Below are 17,201 nucleotides of genomic sequence, written 5' to 3'. Positions count from 1 at the left end.
TGTAACTGTCTTGTGTGACGTAGTAGTGAGGAGTGTGTCGTGAAGTCGAAATTGTTGATACCGGTTCTGGCGTTGGGTGTATTCGGAATCATCACTACGGAGATGGGCATTATCGGGGTTCTGCCTCAGATCAGCGAAAAGTTCGGTATCACCGCGTCGACTGCCGGATGGTTGGTCGGTGTGTTTGCACTCGTCGTGGCGGTGACCGGTCCGTTCACAACGCTGATCACCTCGGGAATCAACAGGAGAACCGTTCTGTTGGTGGCGATTGCAGTCTTTGCGGTCTCCAATGTGGTGTATGCGACCACATCGAGTTTCGAGGTAATGTTTGCATTTCGGATCATCCCCGCCGTGGTTCATCCGGTCTTCTTCGCTGTCGCGCTTGCAAGTGCGGTTCGTCTGGTATCGCCGGAACAGGCGACCGCCGCGGTGACCAAGGTATTTGCAGGCGTCACAGTCGGATTCGCGTTCGGCGTGCCCTTGACGTCCTATTTGGCCGAGAACTTTTCGGTGTCGACAGCATTCGTGTTCGGCGCCGTGGTCAACGTTCTCGCGTTTCTCGGGATTGTCGTACTTCTGCCCTCGGCTCCTGTGACACAACGCCTGTCGTACGGTGCACAAGTCGGGATACTTCGCCGGCCGCGCGTGTGGTTGACCATTCTTTCCGTCACCTTCGTCTTCGCAGCCATGTTCTCGGTGTACGGATACTTTGCCGAATACCTCGGCGAGGTGACCGGCATGAGCGGATCGTGGATCAGCGCGATGCTATTGGCTTTCGGTGTCGTGATGATCTTCGGCAACTTCGTCTTCGGGGCTCTGCTCGCCAAGGGGGTGGTGCGCACGGTTGTGGCTTTTCCCTTGCTGTATATCGTCGTCTACGTGATGCTCTATCTGGCGGGCCCGTACTTCGGCGCGATGGTTGTAGCCGTGTTGGTTTGGGGTGTAGTGCATTCCGGTGGACTGGTGGTTTCGCAGAGCTGGATGGGGCGAGACGCAGTCGACGCGCCTGAATTCGGCAACAGCCTTTTCATCTCGTTCTCCAACCTGGGGATCACGCTCGGCACTGCGGTCGGTGGACTGTTTCTCGCGCATTTCGAAACCCGCCAATTAGTCTGGGCTGGAGTATTGTTCGCGATCCTGGCGCTGCTGGTGACAGGTGTTCGACTCTCGCTCAGGCACGCTCACAGCGAGAACGGTGTCAGTGTACCGGTGTAGTTCTTGGGAAGTGGGCGTGCGAACTCGCCGCGCGAACTGGTCGACAGCCCGAGGGTGACCAACGACTGAACCATCGTGACCCCAGCGGCAACGCCGTCGACTACCGGGACACCCAGTTCGTCGGACAAGTCCTGGCACAGGTCCGCCATGCCGGCGCAACCCAGCACGAGGACGTCCGAGTCGTCTTGCTCCAATGCGTCGAAACAGGCTTCCAAGATCACCTTTCGCGCGTCGGGATCACGATCGAGTTCCAGAACCGGAATCTCGCAGGAGTGGATACCCCGGCACCGAGCCTGCATGCCGTACCGGTCCACCAGATCGGCTGCGCGGCCGCGGGTTCGACCGAGAGTGGTCACGATGCTGAATCCGCGACCCAGGAAACTTGCGTAGTTCATGGCCGCTTCGGCAACAGCTACGACGGGGCCCTTGGCCAACTCTCGGGCTGCATCAAGACCTGGGTCACCGAAGCAAGCGATGACGTAGCCGTCGACTTCGTTCTTTTCTCCGGCGGCGATCTCGGTCAGGATTCCGGGGACGCTGAGAGCTTCGTCGTAGTGGCTTTCGATCGACGCGGGACCCATGGCAGGGCTGACAGCCTCGACGAATGTGCCCGAGCCTGCGACGGTCCGGGCACATTCCTCGATCTTGGCGGTCATCGCCCACGTGGTGTTGGGGTTGATCACCTTGATTCTCATGACGATCAGTCGACCGTCACAGTGTCGGGAGAGGAAGCATTCCGGACAGCTGAGGAAGAGCGCGCGGCGAGTAGGTAATAGACGGTGAATCCGAGCCCACAACCGATGAACCAGCTGTACTGCGCTGCGGTGTACATCCCGGTGAGGTCCTTGCCCAGGACCGGGACCATCGCGACGACGGCTCCCACCACGGTGGCGATCACTGCAGCAGGGTTGTATCCCTTGCTGTACCAGTAGGTTCCGGTCGGCGACATGCTGAACAGTTCGTCGACGATCACCTTCTGCTTGCGCACGAGGTAGTAGTCGGCAATCAGAATTCCGAACAGCGGACCGATGAAGGCTCCGAGGGTTTCGAGTGTGTAGTGAATGACGTCCGGATTGTTGTACAAGTTCCACGGCGTGATGAGGATCGAGCCGATCGCTGCGATCATTCCGCCGGCGCGCCAGCTGATCTTCTGCGGACTCACGTTGGAGAAGTCGAAGGCCGGGGAAATGAAGTTGGCCACGATGTTGATGCCGATCGTGGCGATGGTGAAGGTGAGTGCGCCGAGAACGATGGCGAAGGTGCTGTCGATTCGTGCAACGGTCGCAACGGGATCGGTGATCAGTTCGCCGTACACCGGCAGCGTCAACGATGCAGTGACGACGACCAACACCGAGAATACGAGGAAGTTCAACGGCAAACCGAGGAAGTTGCCCTTCTTGACGGCAGCGAACGACTTTCCGTAGCGGGAGAAGTCGCCGAAGTTGAGCATCGGTCCGGAGAAGTACGAGACAACCAGAGCGATCGCACCGAGCATGACAGGCACGGCGTCGAAACCCGAGTACTTGACGTCGCCGAGCGTGAGATCGATGGCGCTCCAGCCTGCCTTGTAGATCAGGTAGCCGCACAGCATGAACATCACGACATACACAGCCGGCCCGCAGAAGTCGATGAAGCGGCGGATCGATTCCATGCCTCGCCAGAAGACACAGGCCTGAAGTACCCACAGGAGCATGAAACTTCCCCAGCCCAGTGCGGAGAGTCCGGCGAATCCGTAGTCTTCGACGACGGCATAGGGCGCGAGTGACGGAAAGAGTTTGATCAGTACGACATCGAGGGCTGCTGAAGCGAGGAAGGTTTGAATTCCATACCAAGCCACGGCAATCAGGCCACGAATGATTGCCGGGATGTTCGCGCCGAGGACGCCGAACACGCTGCGGCAGATCACCGGATACGGCACGCCGGTAACTTGGCTGGGCTTGGCGACGAGATTGCAGAAGAAGTAGACGATCGTGATACCGACCAGCAGGGCGACGAGTACTTGCCAGCTGGCCAATCCCAGTGCGAAAAGACTACCGGCAGTGACATATCCGCCGACGCTGTGTACGTCGGACATCCAGAAGGCGAAGATGTTGTACGACGACCAGGTCTGCTTGCGAAGCGGCGCCAAGTCCTCGTTGGTCAAACGAGGGTCGTAGCCCGGCTTGATCAGGCCGCTTCCGACAGGGTGACCCGCGGCTTCGACAAGGTCACCCGATCCGGTTTCCTTTGGGGGAGTGGGGGTAGTGGTCGTTCGGGACGGAAGAATGTCGGTCATGACAGCTCCTGTGCATCAGTGCAGGAAATCAGCGGACGGTGCCACGAGCTCTCAGCGTCAGTGATGAAAACTGTGTTGAGAGAAAGGTATCGATGCTGTGTTGCACGACTATTGCGTGATCGGTATATCTTTTTCGGCCAATAGACCGGTGTCTGTCGGTAGAGTCGCGATCACGGTATCGAGTCGGCGATGATGGATTTCGGAAGCGCTCAGAAGTGCGGATGCGTCCCGACGCAGGAATGCGTCCAGCATCGCGGTGTGATCGGAGTGCAGAACCCGGCGATCGACGCCGGCAACATGGACCATCGGCTGTACTGGTTCGGTGATGTTCCAGGCAGCTTCGAACATGTGCAGAAGTCGAAGCATCTGAGACGGTCGGGTCAGTGCGAGATGAAAGTTTCGGCTCTCGCAGTGATAGGACTGAGAGTCGTCGTAGCGCAATGCGATCTCCAAACGGGAGTTCACCTCGACGGCGTGTTCGTGATCCTCTTCGGTTGCCTGCTCGACGGCGACGGCCAATGCAGCTGATTCGAGAGTTTCGCGGACGATGTACATCTCTCGCAGTTCTGCCGGCGTCAGCTGAGCAACGGTGTAGCCGAATTGATGTCGATGGTCGACCAAGGACTCTCCGACCAGTGTTTTCAGTGATTCCCGCACAGGTATTCGACTGACACCGAACACATCAGCCACGTCGCCGAGAGGAATCGGGGTACCCGGAGGCGCCGAACCCGACAGAATCACTCGCCGCAGTTCGTCGAGGATCGTTTGTTGTGGACTTCCGGGAGCATCGATTACCAGTTGCGTCAGCAGTACCGATCTACGGCGCGGCGGCATGTCGGTCTCCCTTCGTCTGTCTGCCAGAGTAGGAATACGTTGTTTCGTCTGCGTGACGCCGGTGTGGCCGTCGTGCATCTCGCACTCGGGGGAGAACAAGTGGGCTCCGATCACATGCTCGCGTGAGTGCTGCTCGGGAGGCCGATCGTGGGGGTAGCGTTGTTGTGTAGTGGTATGGCAGAAAGCGAGTCGGTCGATGGCATCCGCTGTGCGCTCAGAAGCCGACCAGCGAGTTGTCGGCAACCTGCCCTTGGAGCTGACGAGTTTCGTCGGTCGTCGGCGTGAGTTGGCCGACGCCAGGAGATTGTTCGAGACGTCCCGTTTGTTGACACTCACCGGGATCGGTGGCGTGGGCAAGACACGGCTCGCGATCCGACTTGCGGGCGCGTTGCAAAGGGTGTTTCGAGACGGTGCCTGGTTGGTGGAACTGGGGGAGCAGACAGATTCGGATCTCCTCGAAGATCATGTCGCCGTGACCCTTGGTGTCCGGTCGGTCTCGTCGGCGGACCCGCTGCAGGCATTGATCGACTACTGCGCCGATCGGAGTCTGCTGTTGGTGCTCGACAACTGTGAACATCTGGTCGATGCCGTCGCTGTGTTCGTAGGCGCGATCCTACGGCGATGTGCCGGCGTCAAGATCCTGGCGACGAGCCGCGAATCGCTGGGCCTGGGCGGTGAGGTGACGATGCGCGTTCCCTCACTCACCACACCGCAGCAACAGCCGCCCGAATTCGAGGGAATTGCCCAGTACGAATCGGTGTCGTTGTTCACCGAGCGTGCGGCTTCCGTCGTACCTGGTTTCACCCTCACCGAGGAGAACAAGCGCGCCGTTGCGCATATCTGTCACGACTTGGATGGACTCCCACTTCCGATCGAACTGGCGGCAGCTCGCCTGCGTGGTATGTCTGCTGAGCAGATCATGAACAGGCTCTCGGATCGATACCGACTTCTTACAACGGGTGGACGCGACGTTCCGAGTCGTCAACAGACGCTGCGATTGTCGATCGATTGGAGTTACGACCTCTGCTCGCCAACCGAACAGCAGTTGTGGGGGAGGTTGTCGGTGTTCTCGGGTGGGTTCGATCTCGATGCCGCTGAGGGCGTGTGTGGGCAGGACATGAATTCGACCGAAGTGCTCGATCTCGTCACCGCGTTGGTCGAGAAGTCCATCCTGATTCGTGAGGAAACCGACGGGGATGTTCGGTACCACCTCCTCGACCTACTCCGGGAGTACGGACATGAAAAGTTGGAGTCCGCCGGTGAGTATTCCGCTCTGCGTCGAAGCCATCGTGATTGGTTCGAGGCACTGGTCGTTCATGCGGAAGCCGAGTGGATCAGTGGCCGGCAAGCTGCCTGGATCGCAAGGCTCGGTCGTGAACAGCGCAACGTCAACGATGCGTTGGAGTACTCGATTTCCACTGCCGGAGAGGCGCGATCTGCAACGCGAATGGTCGGTGCGTTGTACAGATTCTGGCTTGCAGGTGGATTACTTGTGCAGGCGCGTTACTGGACGGATCGAGCCTTGAATGCAGAGGATCGAGAGCTGGATCCGTTCCGAGTGGATGTCTTGGCCATCGACGCCGTGAATCACGCGATGCAGGGGGAACTCGAACGGGCAGAAGAGTTGGTCGACGAGAGTTGGCGCCTGGCAAACGACTTGGCGGATGTGCGCTCGCGCGGCTTGGCGACGTGGGGAGACGGATACGTCGATACCTTCAGAGGTAACTTCGATACCGCTACAGCCAAGCTGGAATCCGCGTTGACGCTGTTTCGACTCGACAAGAATCTGCTGCATGTTGTGATCGGCCTGGACACCTTGGGAGTCGCGTACTTCCTGTCCGGCGCTCTTGATCGCTCTGTGGAGTGCAACGAAGAGATTCTCGCGATCACCGTGCCCGCCGACGAGATGATGTTCCAGGCATTTGCGCTGGGAACTCTCGGGCTCGTGAGCTGGCTCCGAGGTGAATTGGAGGCCGCAAGTGACTATTTGACTCGAAGTTTGAGAATTCTCGATGCCCCGATGAACTCGGCGTGGTGTATCGAGCCGTTGGCGTGGATTGCTGCAGCGCAACGTGATTGGAAGCATGCAGCGGTTCTGCTCGGCGCGGCAGCCATGTATTGGCAGAAGGTCGGGGGACGGCTGGCGGGCCTGCCGGGTTTGTCAGCTCATCACGACACTGCTGCAGAGACTGCTCGCAAAGCCATGGGTGACGATGCTTTCGACAAGTCGTTTCGCAGCGGGTTTGCGATGTCCGAGGGTGAAGCTGTCGCATATGCGCTCGACAAGCGCTCCAGTGTCACGACTGCGTCGTCGGCTGAAGGGCCTCACCTCACTCCTCGTGAGCAGCAAGTTGCGGAACTGGTTGCCCAAGGGTTGACCAATCGCGCGATTGCGGAGCACTTGGTAATCTCGCTGCGCACCGCTCAGGGACACGTGGAACACGTACTGACAAAACTGGGATTCAGTTCCAGAGCGCAGATCGCAGCGTGGTACGTCTCGACCGCGCAGGAGCGTGACTCGCGTGAGGTCAATGGCTCAGCAGGCCGGAGTTGACGTCCGATAGCAGTTCACCACGGTCGTCGCCGCACAAGCAGAACACCGGGTAGCGCTTACCTTCTTCACGCCCCTGAAACGACACTCGTAGCGGTCCAGGCGCATCCGCGCGAGGGGATTCGGTGAGGAAAGTGTACAGCCACGGCCCCTCGTCCAATTCCACGATGGCGAGAACGGTCGAGGGGTCGCCGTGAACCGTTCGCCAGGACACGACAGTGCCGTCTCCGCAACACCGCGTCACGTCCAACCGCGCCCCACGACACCGGGCGCAGACCGCGCTCGCGGGTGAGAGGATGACATCACATTCCGCGCAATGGGGGAGTGTCAATCGTTCGGCTCGCGACGAGCGATTCGAATATCGCCGCGATACACGCTGTTTCATCGAGCTTGCGGGATTCATGTCAGTAACGTCGGGCGAGGTAGTACGGCATCGAGTCCACGGGTGCGCGCTCGACCGACTCCCCGGACGTCGGGGCGTGAACGACCTCACCGCCTCCGGCGTAGATCCCCACATGCTCCCCGCCGTAGTACAGGACCACGTCACCCGGCTGTAGATCGTCCCGGGAAACTGGAGTGCCGCCAACCGCCTGGTCGTAGCTGGTTCGCGGAATCGAAACGCCCGCTTGTGCATAGGCCCATTGAACGAGACCGGAGCAGTCGAACGAGTCCGGCCCGGTCGCGCCCCAGACGTACGGAGTGCCGATCTTGGACTCTGCGGCTGCCAATACGCGGCCTGTATCCGAGGAAGCGAAAGCTGACACCTTCGCCGGATTCGTGTCGACGGAAACTGCGGCGATGTTCCAGTCCCGAAGCACGGGGGCCTGAGCGTTCGCGGTGTCGATACTCACGGCAAGGGTTGTCAGGGAAAGAACACCGACGACAAGCGCCCTTCCGAGTGCATGCTTCCTCGTGCGGGGGTCGGTGAATCGGTGGTGCGACATTTCTCGTGTTGCCTTTGCGTCGATGCGTCCCGAAGCAGGTGTCCAGCTGGGTGTGATCGGGCTTCGGCTTGCGACACTCAGCCTGGTTGCGCCTCGACGTGTTCGCACCGGTCAGTTGGACGGGGTGCATACCTGTTTCGAGTGGCATTGTGGGTGCAAGGCCTGTTGATCGATCGCGAAAACTTCGACGGACTTTCGTGATCCGAATCAAGGAGGGCACGGCGGCCGGCCTCCCCCCCGGCTCCGGTCAGGCGATTCGCAGCGGGAGCGCCGAACGCTCAACAGTGGCACGGTCGGATGGACCACGATCCTGCGCACAAATGGCTGCGCGAACAAGTACGTGAGGCAAGCGTCTGGCTGGATTCGGCAGACGTTCTGTACTCTCGCAGTCATGCAACAGCGGAGCACAGGAACGGTGACACGGTCACTGTTGCTGCTTCTGCTGCCGTTCATCGCTCTTCTCGCAGTGCCTCCGCTTGGTTCCTCGGGTAGCGCCGCGGTGCTGGGAACTGCGATTGCCGTCTTCGTGGTCGCTGCGCTCGCAACCTCCTCGAAGTACGAACTTCTGCAACTGTGCGCGGTTTCGGCCACTGGCCCGTCTGATGACGAACGCTGCCTGCGTGGTGCTTTCCGCAGGCAGAGCAGCCCGGACGCGCCCGGTCGTCCGCAACCTCGAGCTCCGGGAATCGGTCTGTAGATCGGCAGTCGGCGGGTGTGAACTCGTCGTAGGTCGGTCAGACGTCTTGCGTCCACAACCATTCCCGCGCTCTCATCTCTCTGAGCGTGCCTCTCGGTGAGGTTCATTCGTCATGCTCGATTTTGTCTACTACCCCGTGTCCGGAATCCTCTGGTTCTGGCACAAGGTCTTCTCACTGGTCTCCGGATCACCCGACAACGGCGTCGTGTGGGCGTTGTCGGTCGTATTTCTCGTCTTCACGCTCAAAGCCCTGCTGTTCAAACCCTTCGTCAAGCAGGTCCGCACTCAACTGGTGATGCAGAAGCTGCAACCTCAGATCAAGGCGTTGCAGAAGAAGTATTCGGGTGACCGACAGAAACTCACTGTAGAGATGGCCAAGCTGCAGAAAGAACATAATTACAGTCCGTTGCTCGGCTGTCTGCCGATGCTGGTTCAGGCACCGGTGTTCATTGGTCTCTATCACGTCCTGCGATCGTTCAATCGGACCGGAGCGGCATCGCACGTCCCGTTTCTGAGCCCGACCGAACCGATGTCGGTGGCGGACAACGCGAACACGGCCAACTACTTCTTCAGTGCCTCGGATGTGCAGTCTTTTCTCGACGCCAAACTGTTCGGCGCACCGTTGTCCGCCATGATTTCGAGCCCGGCAGCACAACTGGAAGCATTCGGCGACGTCAGCCGTATCTCCATCATTCTGGTAGCGGTACCGCTGATGATATTTGCCGCCGTCGCTACACATTTCACATCGCGGGCATCCATCGCGCGCCAAGTGGACACCGGAACCGTCAACCCTCAAACAGCGATCATGAACAAGCTCGCATTGTGGGTGTTTCCGGTGGGGGTGATCGCTTTCGGTGCGTTCGCGCCCGTGGCGATCCTGCTGTATTTCGTGAGTAACAACTGCTGGACGCTGGGACAACAGCATTTTGTGTACGGACGCATCGCTGCGGAGCGGAAGGAAGCCGAATCGTCGCCGACTCCCGGAATGACCGCGCCCCCGTCGCCCAGAGTGGCTGCACCGCCGCTGCCGGGCGCCAAGCCCATCCGCGCCAAGCGCAGGCGATGACGGAAAGCGACCCCTCCCTACCGGCGAGTAAGGCACGTACGCTGGAAAGCATGACCAAATGGACCGAAGAAGACGTAGTCGATCAGACCGGCCGCACATTTGTCGTCACGGGGGCGAACAGCGGACTGGGTGAGGTAGTCGCACGAGCGCTGGGCAAAGCCGGGGCCGACGTCGTCCTCGCCTGTCGTGACACCACGAAGGCCGACGCCGTAGCCGCCGAGATCGGGCCCAACGCGGTTGTCCGCAAATTGGACCTCTCGGATCTGTCGTCGGTACGAGCCTTCGCCGACGCAACGGAGAAGGTCGACGTCCTGGTGAACAACGCCGGCGTGATGGCGGTTCCGTTCCGCCGGACGGTCGACGGATTCGAAATGCAGATCGGCACAAACCATCTCGGACACTTCGCATTGACCGGATTGCTGAAGGACAAGCTCACCGATCGTGTCGTGACGATGTCCAGTGCCCTGCATCAGCTCGGAACTGTCGATCTGGACGATCTCAATTTCGAGCGTCGGAAGTACAACCGATGGTTGGCCTACGGGCAGTCCAAGCTTGCCAATCTGTTGTTCACGTACGAACTTCAACGCAGGTTCGCGGCGTCGGGATCTTCGCTCAAAGCGCTCGCTTCGCATCCGGGATACGCGTCGACGAACCTGCAGGGGCACACCGAGTCGATCCAGGACAAGCTGATGGGAATCGGCAATTCGATCTTCGCGCAGTCCGCGGAGATGGGCGCCCTTCCCGAACTGTGGGCGGCAACCGCGCCGGATGCCTTCGGCGGCAGTTACATCGGACCGGACGGTCCGTTCGAGCAGCGAGGGTATCCGAAGGTCGTGGGGTCGAACAAGAAGTCACACGATACGAAGACAGCCTCGGGTTTGTGGACACTGTCGGAGAAGTTGACCGGAGTCTCGTTCGGGATTTGATTCAGATATGAAGGTGGCCGCGAACTTCGAGAAGTTCGCGGCCACCTTCATATCCGCTCGAGCTAGATGTTGTTCGGGTTACAGCGTGACAACCATCTTGCCGGTGTTCGCGCCGCGCATCAGGTCGATGAACGCTTGCGGTGCATTCTGCAGGCCTTCGACGATGGTCTCGTCCCACTGAATCTTGTTGTCGGCGAGCCACCCTGCCATGTGGGTGCGGAATTCGCCACCGAGGTGACGGTAGCCGCCCACGAGGAATCCGCGCAGTGTGAGCTGCTTGCCGATCACCAGTGCCAGGTTGTGGGGAGCGGTGGGCTTCTCGGTGGTGTTGTACTGAGCGATGGCTCCGCACAGGGCAATCCGGCCACCCTGGTTCATGGCATCGATTGCGGCTTCGAGATGCTCGCCACCGACGTTGTCGAAGTACACGTCGATGCCGTCAGGGGCGGCAGCGGCGAGTAGTTCGGTGATCGGGCCGTCGTGATAGTCGAATGCCGCATCGAATCCGAGTTCGAGAAGTCGGGCAACCTTCGCCGGTGAACCGGCGCTACCGATTACTCGCTTCGCTCCGAGCAACTTGGCGATCTGACCGACGAGCGATCCGACGGCACCTGCTGCGCCGGAGACGAATACGGTATCGCCTTCCTTGAACTCCGCAACCGCGGTGAGGCCGGCATACGCGGTGAGGCCAGTCATGCCGAGGGCACCCAGGTAGGCCGTCGCCGGCGCGATGGACGTGTCGGCCGGAGTCACTGCGGATCCGTCGAGGATGGCGTATTCACGCCATCCGAGGCCGTGGACGACGACGTCGCCCACGGCGCGATCAGTCGACTTGGATTCGACGACCTCGCCGACAGCACCACCGTCGAGCGGCGCACCGACCTGGAACGGCGGAAGGTAGGACTTCACGTCGTTCATTCGGCCGCGCATGTACGGGTCGACGGAGATGGCGATGTTGCGGACCAGGATCTGGCCGTCTTCGAGTTCGGGGAGTTCTACTTCGGCGGTGGCGAAGTTCTCCGACGTGGGCCAACCGTTCGGGCGTGAAGCGAGACGGATTTCCCGGCTGACAGTGGTAGTGCTCATTCGTCGTCCTTACTTACTTCGAGGGTGACCTCGATGTTGCCGCGAGTTGCATTGGAGTACGGGCACACCTGGTGTGCCTTCTCCGTCAGCTCGACGGCCTGATCATGGGGTAGATGGGGGAGTGAAACCTCCAGCGTCACAGCGAGTCCGAAGCCTCCTGCACCGTTGGGGCCGATGCCGACCCGCGCGCCGACTGCGGAATCAGCCACGTTGGCCTTCTCGGCACGGGCGACCATCTGCAGAGCGGAGTGGAAGCATGCTGCGTATCCGGCGGCAAAGAGCTGCTCGGGGTTGGTGCCTTCGCCGCTGCCACCCATTTCCTTGGGAATGGCGAGGCCGAGATCGAGGCGTCCGTCCGAGGTGCGAGCGTGACCGTTGCGGCCTTCGCCGGTGGCAAGTGCTTCTGCGGTGTAGACGATGTTCATGACTTCTTCTTTCCGTCGGAGTGGGCATTGGATGCTTGGAGCGACTCGCCGAGACGAGTGAGAACGTCTCGAAGTTCGGTGAGTTCGTCGGTGCTCAGACCAGTGGCACCTGCGAGTTTGGCTGGGATGTCCTCGGCCTTGCTGCGCAGGGTGGAACCCGCCTCGGTCAGGTGAATCTCGACGCGACGCTCGTCGGTGGTGAGGCGTCGGCGCTCGATGAATCCCAGACCCTCGAGCCTCTTGAGCAGCGGCGAGAGAGTTCCGGTATCGAGATCGAGTGCCTCACAGATCTCACGCACCCCGCGGCCGTCTCGTTCCCAGAGTGTCAACAAGACGAGGTACTGGGGATACGTGATTCCCAGGTCGTCGAGCATCGCCCGGTACGCGGCCGTCGTGGCCCGCGACGCCGAATAGAGGGCGAAGCAGACCTGGCGTTCGAGGGCGAGTGGGTTGGTCACGAGAACAACTGTAGCGCACAGTTAAGTTGTGCACAACAAAGAAGTGTCAAATAGATCTACGGATAGGCGGCCGTTCGTCTACGGCGTCGACAGGATCTCGGAGACATGCGAGAGGAAGGTGTGCACTGTCCGGGCAGCGGGCGCAGGAAACCTGGTCCGCACTGCCAATCCGTCGTGAGTTCGTGAGAACCAGAACTGAACGTCGTCGGCGTTCGAGACGCGACTGAGTTGCTGCGGATTGATCGGCGCAGGCTGTGATTCGCTGGACTTTGATTTACGGGGGCGAGATCCACCGGGCATGGTTCGGTAGTCGGCGTAGGACACCGAGAAGATGTCTCTGCGAGTGGGCGAAACCTCGGGCCCCAAGCTCCGCAACACCTGCCTCGACGAGACGGACGACAGTGAAAGTGACTCGTGGAAAGCGAGATTGACTGCCCGGGCAGTGCTGTGAAGATTGTCCATGCTCGTCACGGTGATGGGCGCATTGGCTACCAGCCATCCGAAGGTGTGGTTGTGTCGCGGTTCCCGACGCGTGTGAACAGGGAACAGTAGGTGCGTGTCCCTCTTGCCGGTCAATTGTGTTGTGGCCAAACCGATCGACGCAAGAATTGCACCGAACGATGAGTGCCGATGATCGGCGCAGTTCTGGTCGAACAACTCTGCTTCGTCGGCGTCGAGGAGCATTCGGGTGTCTGTGCCCTGGGGCGACATCGCCCCGGCGGGCAGTCCCAGATCTACGGGAAAATGGGGAGTGTCACCCCCGCATGCTCGGAGGAAGGACCGCCAACCCGCAATCCGGTGGTCGCCGGGCTCTGGATCCGCGGTTGCCGATTCCCGGAAGCAGTAGTTGAGGAAACTCCCGGGCTCCGGAAGGAGATCAGACGCGATCGGATCACGGTCCGCCCGCGTGTATTCGCGATACAGAGTGCTGATCTCGGTAATTGCGATGCTCATGGACCAGCCGTCGCAGATGGCATGGTCGAACCCGCAGACCACTGTCGACTGGTCCTCGCGGGTGATGGCACCGAGAAAGTACGCGGGAAACGCGAAAGGATTGCACCATCGATCCAAGCGCTCGCCCAAGAGTTCTCGCACCCGCTCCGGTGTTCGCGCGTCAGCCACTGTTTCCTCACGCAGGCGCAGATCGGCGACGTCGGCGACGTCGACGAACAGTGCCGAGGATTCACCCGATTCTTCGGCCTGGGAGAACGAGCACGACAGGGCGTCGTGACGGGACGTCCATTCCTCGAAGCTGGCCTTGAGTGCGTCCGTGTCGATGGGGCCGGGAACGTCGAAAGTGGCAGCGAGCCAAGTCGTATCGCCGCGGCTGCCGGCAAGATGCAGCTGCTGATTGGAGGTCGGAGGAACCGGATACGTCGTTCCGGTGGAGATTTCACTCGGCGTCCACTGCAGAATGCGGCCCGGCCGTGCCTCGAACCTGTCGAGAAACGTGATGTGCATCAGGCGGTCTCCACTTCCTGACGTGCATCCGCCTGACGCACGACACGGTAGTCGCCGGTATCAGCGACCGTTCTCAGGACGTTGCGAAGGTGTCGTAGGTACCGATTCACCGATGTGTGCGCCTGCTCGGTGTCCGGAAAACTGACCATCACGTACGTACGGTCTTCCTTCCGGTTGATCCACATCGACAGATCACCCGTCGTTCCTGGCCCACCCAGTGCCCGCGCCTCGAGTTCGTCATGGTGCTCGGCACCTGGAATCAGGCGCATGTCGATGTACGACACCATCGGCGGGACCGAGGTTCCACCGATGTCGGATCCGGTCAACTTCGACACCTGGGCGATCACCGAGTGAATGGACACGTCCGCGAGTCCCTTCACCGCAGCGCGAGCAGCGTGGGCAAGGGGGAGTGCATCGGTAAAGTTCGTGACACCGCTCAGCGTGAACGAGACCGGGACGAGATTGATGAACCAGCCTTGGGAATAGAGGTATCTCGGATCGGAGCGAGTGCCGACTGCGTTGAGCGCGAAGTAGTTCGCTCGATCCGCAACTTCGATCTCGGTGAGGGCGAGGGCTGCGAAGATCCCCGTGGAGAAGCCGACGCCATTGGACTTGCACAGCGCTGCGAACGCGGCTGACTCGTCGCTGTCGAGAACGTCGATGTGTTTGCGGGTCGACCGGGTCTGTTCGCCGCTCGCGACACCGAGGTCGAGGGGGAACGTCGGGAGTTGGCCGGCGTTGGCGGCGAGAATCGAAATCCACTGCTGCACAGGCGCTGCGGCCAGGTCGAGGTTCCCCGCGGATGTCCGTTCCTCGCCGCTGTACTCGACGTAGCTGCCGGGAGAGGGAAGTTGAGCGTCGATGCCGGCGCTTTCGGCGATGTACAGCGCACGAAGTTCTTCGACGCCCAGCATCAACGACAGGCCGTCGGTGTGCGAGTGATCGACGCCGTAGTAGACGGTGAAGCCGGCGCCGTGCTCGACGACGCCACTGATGAACGAGGGCCATTGCAATGGGCTGGTATCGCCGGCGAAACTTCGGCTCACATGCTCGCGAACCGCATCTGTCGTGTTCAGAGAACCGATGCTGTGCGGCGTGAGTTCGATCGTCGACGCATCCACCACGTGACGGTCGATGACCCCGCTACCGTCGGGATCTTCGGATGATCTCACCTCGAACCAACTGTGCAGTGTGTTGTGCCGCAGGACAAACGCCTGGACCGCCCGACGCAGTGCCTCCCGATCGAGATCACCGGGCAGAGTGAACGTGAATCCGATCCACGGTGACCAGTCGACGCCTTGTGCGCGCTTGTGATCGGCGGTACGAATGTGTCCTTCCTGTAGGAACGAGAGCGGTTGGTCGCTCCGTGGTGCCCCGGATGCCGCCGCCAGGGATTGTTCAGTAGGCCTGAACTCGGTGAGCGTCCCGGCTTTCGGTGCCCAGAGATCGATGGGTGTCATTTCCATGAGAGTTCTCCTCGATCGGTACAGCGGTATTGATCGGTACGGCGGTGTTGGTCGGAGGTGCGAAAGTGTCGGTCGAGAAGGCAAAGTCCTCCATTTCGCGGCGTAGGAGTCCCGCGAACTGATGGATGTGGCGGCTCGTGCGCGCGTTGCCCGGGTGGCGTATGGCCAGATTGAGCCCTTCGGGAGTCCGCGTGAGCCAGATGTAGACGTCGGTTCCCGAATGATCTCGACTACGAAGGCCCCTGGTCTGCCAGCTCGTCCATTGCTCGGCACCAGGAACGTGACGAACGTCCATGTACGAGAGCACGAACGGCAGGTGCTGCGGGGAGTCGATCAGCTCGCACACTTTCGAATACGGCAGTGCCGCGGCGGGGCGGACGCGCCGTATCTCCGTGCCGGCAACCTTGGCCAGATCGCTCACGGTTGCGGCGGGGGCAATCGGAATCCTCACCGGCACAACACCGATGAACCATCCCAGCGACGCGGCCCATCGAAGCTCCGAACGGGTGTGTTGCGGCACGACGACGCGGAATTCGTCTGCACCGGTGAGATCGCCGGTCACCTTGGCCGCGCACGCGAGTATCGCGGCCAGGAATCCTTGGTTGCTGCGCTTGCTCGCTTCTGCCAGGCGTTCGGCTCCCCGGGCGCTCAGAAGCCAGGCAGACAGGCTCTGCTGAGGGACTCGGCGTCCGGTGACCGGTTCGGGTAGCGCTGGAAAGTACGGAGCCTCGCCCTGCGCGTAGAACTCGCGCCACGTCTGCACTGCCGGGTGAGAGCGGTCCGCGTGTCCCACGAGATCTCGTTCCTTGGTGCCGAAGTCGATGTAGCTTCCGGTCTCCGGCGGCGAGGGAGGGCTTCCCTCGCTCAACGATCGGTAGATCGTCTGCAGTTCGTGCGCGGTCAACGCCACCGAATATCCGTCCAGCAGAGCATGATCAGCGGCAAAAACCACGGTGAAGTGGTTGGGGCCTTCGATCGTCGCGAACTGATACGCAGGCCAGACAAGTGGATCGGTCGATCGGTCGAGCAGTTGCTGCAGATGCGTGAAGACAGACATCGAGGACGCAAGGTGTCCGACCTCGGTGCCCAGAATCCGGACGTCTCCAGACGCCGCGGTGCGTCGGACTATCGTTTCGCCCTCCACGGCGACGTGTGTTCGGAGCACTTCGTGGCGATCGATCCAGTGATCGAGAGCGGCCGCCCAGATCCTTCGGTCGAGTCGGTCGTGGATGCGAAACGAGGTACCCAGCCACGACGGAGTGCACACGTCGGTCTGATGGTGCAGCTGCCGTTTCGCCTGCTGGGCATGTTTCAAGTGTGCCTCGTGTATGTAGCTGGCGGGACGCTGGTCGACAGGCCACAGCTCGGGCGGATTCACCGCGGCGGGAGTCCACTCGGTGACGGCCCCTGGAGGTAGGGGATAGTCGGCAAGTTCCGTGAATTCCATTGGGAAACCTGATCTCTCGAGATGGCGAAAGGTGGGGATCGTGAACGGGGCGGATGTTTGTAACCGAGAGTGACAGATGATTAGTCAAGGCAAGTAGAACGCGGCCCGAGGCTCCGCGCAACTGCTTCGGTGCGGGATGTGACGAGGAACATTCCGCTCGTTATTTCGGACAATTCGAATACTGGACATCCGGTTTACGGCCCTGGTCACCTGTCAGTTGATCGATCAATCACTCTGTGGTGAAACAAATTTCAACAGACCGTTGTGAATTCCGTCGGCGACGAAGCATGTGCGCATGCAAACGTCGGAATATGTTTATGTGTAGCAAGTTTCGTATGGATTCGGCTGTA

The 17,201-nt window shown here is 60.6% G+C and carries 16 protein-coding genes; 5 read left to right on the top strand and 11 right to left on the bottom strand.

Going from position 1 to position 17,201, the window contains the following annotated elements:
- Window positions 1–39: 39 nt before the first annotated feature.
- Window positions 40–1,215 (top strand): MFS transporter, encoded by a 1,176-nt coding sequence (locus AOT96_RS03970; protein WP_003939751.1) that lies wholly within the window; start codon window positions 40–42, stop codon window positions 1,213–1,215.
- Here the strand turns inward: AOT96_RS03970 and AOT96_RS03965 are convergent.
- The 3 genes from AOT96_RS03965 to AOT96_RS03955 all read right to left on the bottom strand — a co-directional run bounded on the left by AOT96_RS03965 (window position 1,182) and on the right by AOT96_RS03955 (window position 4,324).
- Entirely contained in the window at window positions 1,182–1,910 is a 729-nt protein-coding gene (locus AOT96_RS03965) for an aspartate/glutamate racemase family protein (RefSeq protein WP_007733934.1), read from the bottom strand. The genes AOT96_RS03970 and AOT96_RS03965 overlap by 34 nt on opposite strands.
- A gap of 5 nt (window positions 1,911–1,915) precedes the next feature.
- A complete protein-coding gene (locus AOT96_RS03960; RefSeq protein WP_058226165.1) occupies window positions 1,916–3,490 on the bottom strand; it encodes an NCS1 family nucleobase:cation symporter-1 in 1,575 nt (524 codons plus the stop codon).
- A 108-nt stretch (window positions 3,491–3,598) separates the two neighbouring features.
- The gene (locus AOT96_RS03955; protein ID WP_042451513.1) at window positions 3,599–4,324 is read right to left on the bottom strand and encodes a GntR family transcriptional regulator; all 726 of its coding nucleotides are present in this window, start codon (window positions 4,322–4,324) and stop codon (window positions 3,599–3,601) included.
- 196 nt (window positions 4,325–4,520) lie between these two features.
- Here AOT96_RS03955 and AOT96_RS03950 point away from each other — a divergent pair, with 196 nt between their 5' ends.
- The gene (locus AOT96_RS03950; RefSeq protein ID WP_007733939.1) at window positions 4,521–6,878 is read left to right on the top strand and encodes an ATP-binding protein; all 2,358 of its coding nucleotides are present in this window, start codon (window positions 4,521–4,523) and stop codon (window positions 6,876–6,878) included.
- Here AOT96_RS03950 and AOT96_RS03945 read toward each other — a convergent pair.
- Both AOT96_RS03945 and AOT96_RS03940 read right to left on the bottom strand, forming a co-directional pair.
- Window positions 6,853–7,089 (bottom strand): hypothetical protein, encoded by a 237-nt coding sequence (locus tag AOT96_RS03945; protein ID WP_007733940.1) that lies wholly within the window; start codon window positions 7,087–7,089, stop codon window positions 6,853–6,855. The genes AOT96_RS03950 and AOT96_RS03945 overlap by 26 nt on opposite strands.
- Before the next feature lie 190 nt (window positions 7,090–7,279).
- On the bottom strand, window positions 7,280–7,819 hold the full coding sequence (locus AOT96_RS03940) for a C40 family peptidase (protein ID WP_065351330.1): 540 nt from the start codon (window positions 7,817–7,819) through the stop codon (window positions 7,280–7,282).
- A gap of 391 nt (window positions 7,820–8,210) precedes the next feature.
- On the opposite strand from AOT96_RS03940, the gene AOT96_RS03935 reads away from it, so the two are divergent.
- From AOT96_RS03935 to AOT96_RS03925, 3 genes are all read left to right on the top strand, one after another.
- The gene (locus AOT96_RS03935; protein WP_029256089.1) at window positions 8,211–8,516 is read left to right on the top strand and encodes a DUF6412 domain-containing protein; all 306 of its coding nucleotides are present in this window, start codon (window positions 8,211–8,213) and stop codon (window positions 8,514–8,516) included.
- A 112-nt stretch (window positions 8,517–8,628) separates the two neighbouring features.
- Entirely contained in the window at window positions 8,629–9,582 is a 954-nt protein-coding gene (yidC, locus tag AOT96_RS03930) for a membrane protein insertase YidC (RefSeq protein ID WP_065351329.1), read from the top strand.
- A gap of 50 nt (window positions 9,583–9,632) precedes the next feature.
- Window positions 9,633–10,508: an oxidoreductase gene (locus tag AOT96_RS03925; RefSeq protein WP_065351328.1), complete on the top strand. Its 876-nt coding sequence runs from the start codon at window positions 9,633–9,635 to the stop codon at window positions 10,506–10,508.
- A gap of 78 nt (window positions 10,509–10,586) precedes the next feature.
- Here AOT96_RS03925 and AOT96_RS03920 read toward each other — a convergent pair whose 3' ends face one another.
- From AOT96_RS03920 to AOT96_RS03895, 6 genes are all read right to left on the bottom strand, one after another.
- Window positions 10,587–11,594 (bottom strand): NADP-dependent oxidoreductase, encoded by a 1,008-nt coding sequence (locus tag AOT96_RS03920; RefSeq protein WP_065351327.1) that lies wholly within the window; start codon window positions 11,592–11,594, stop codon window positions 10,587–10,589.
- Window positions 11,591–12,019: an organic hydroperoxide resistance protein gene (locus AOT96_RS03915; RefSeq protein ID WP_003939720.1), complete on the bottom strand. Its 429-nt coding sequence runs from the start codon at window positions 12,017–12,019 to the stop codon at window positions 11,591–11,593. Before AOT96_RS03915 ends, AOT96_RS03920 begins: the two co-directional genes overlap by 4 nt.
- Window positions 12,016–12,477 (bottom strand): MarR family winged helix-turn-helix transcriptional regulator, encoded by a 462-nt coding sequence (locus AOT96_RS03910; RefSeq protein ID WP_042451335.1) that lies wholly within the window; start codon window positions 12,475–12,477, stop codon window positions 12,016–12,018. The genes AOT96_RS03915 and AOT96_RS03910 overlap by 4 nt, the downstream gene beginning before the upstream one ends.
- A 78-nt stretch (window positions 12,478–12,555) precedes the next feature.
- Entirely contained in the window at window positions 12,556–13,938 is a 1,383-nt protein-coding gene (locus tag AOT96_RS03905; RefSeq protein WP_065351326.1) for a condensation domain-containing protein, read from the bottom strand.
- Complete coding sequence (locus tag AOT96_RS03900; RefSeq protein WP_065351325.1) at window positions 13,938–15,404, bottom strand: condensation domain-containing protein; 1,467 nt, start codon at window positions 15,402–15,404, stop codon at window positions 13,938–13,940. The genes AOT96_RS03905 and AOT96_RS03900 overlap by 1 nt, the downstream gene beginning before the upstream one ends.
- Window positions 15,337–16,851: a condensation domain-containing protein gene (locus AOT96_RS03895; protein WP_065351324.1), complete on the bottom strand. Its 1,515-nt coding sequence runs from the start codon at window positions 16,849–16,851 to the stop codon at window positions 15,337–15,339. The genes AOT96_RS03900 and AOT96_RS03895 overlap by 68 nt, the downstream gene beginning before the upstream one ends.
- Between the last annotated feature and the right edge of the window lie 350 nt (window positions 16,852–17,201).

The organism is Rhodococcus sp. 008 (genome assembly GCF_001682295.1).
In the GTDB taxonomy this organism is placed as follows: Bacteria; Actinomycetota; Actinomycetes; order Mycobacteriales; family Mycobacteriaceae; genus Rhodococcus_F; species Rhodococcus_F qingshengii.
The sequence above is the reverse complement of the archived record's forward strand: the minus strand, read 5'-3'. Positions and strand labels throughout refer to the sequence as shown.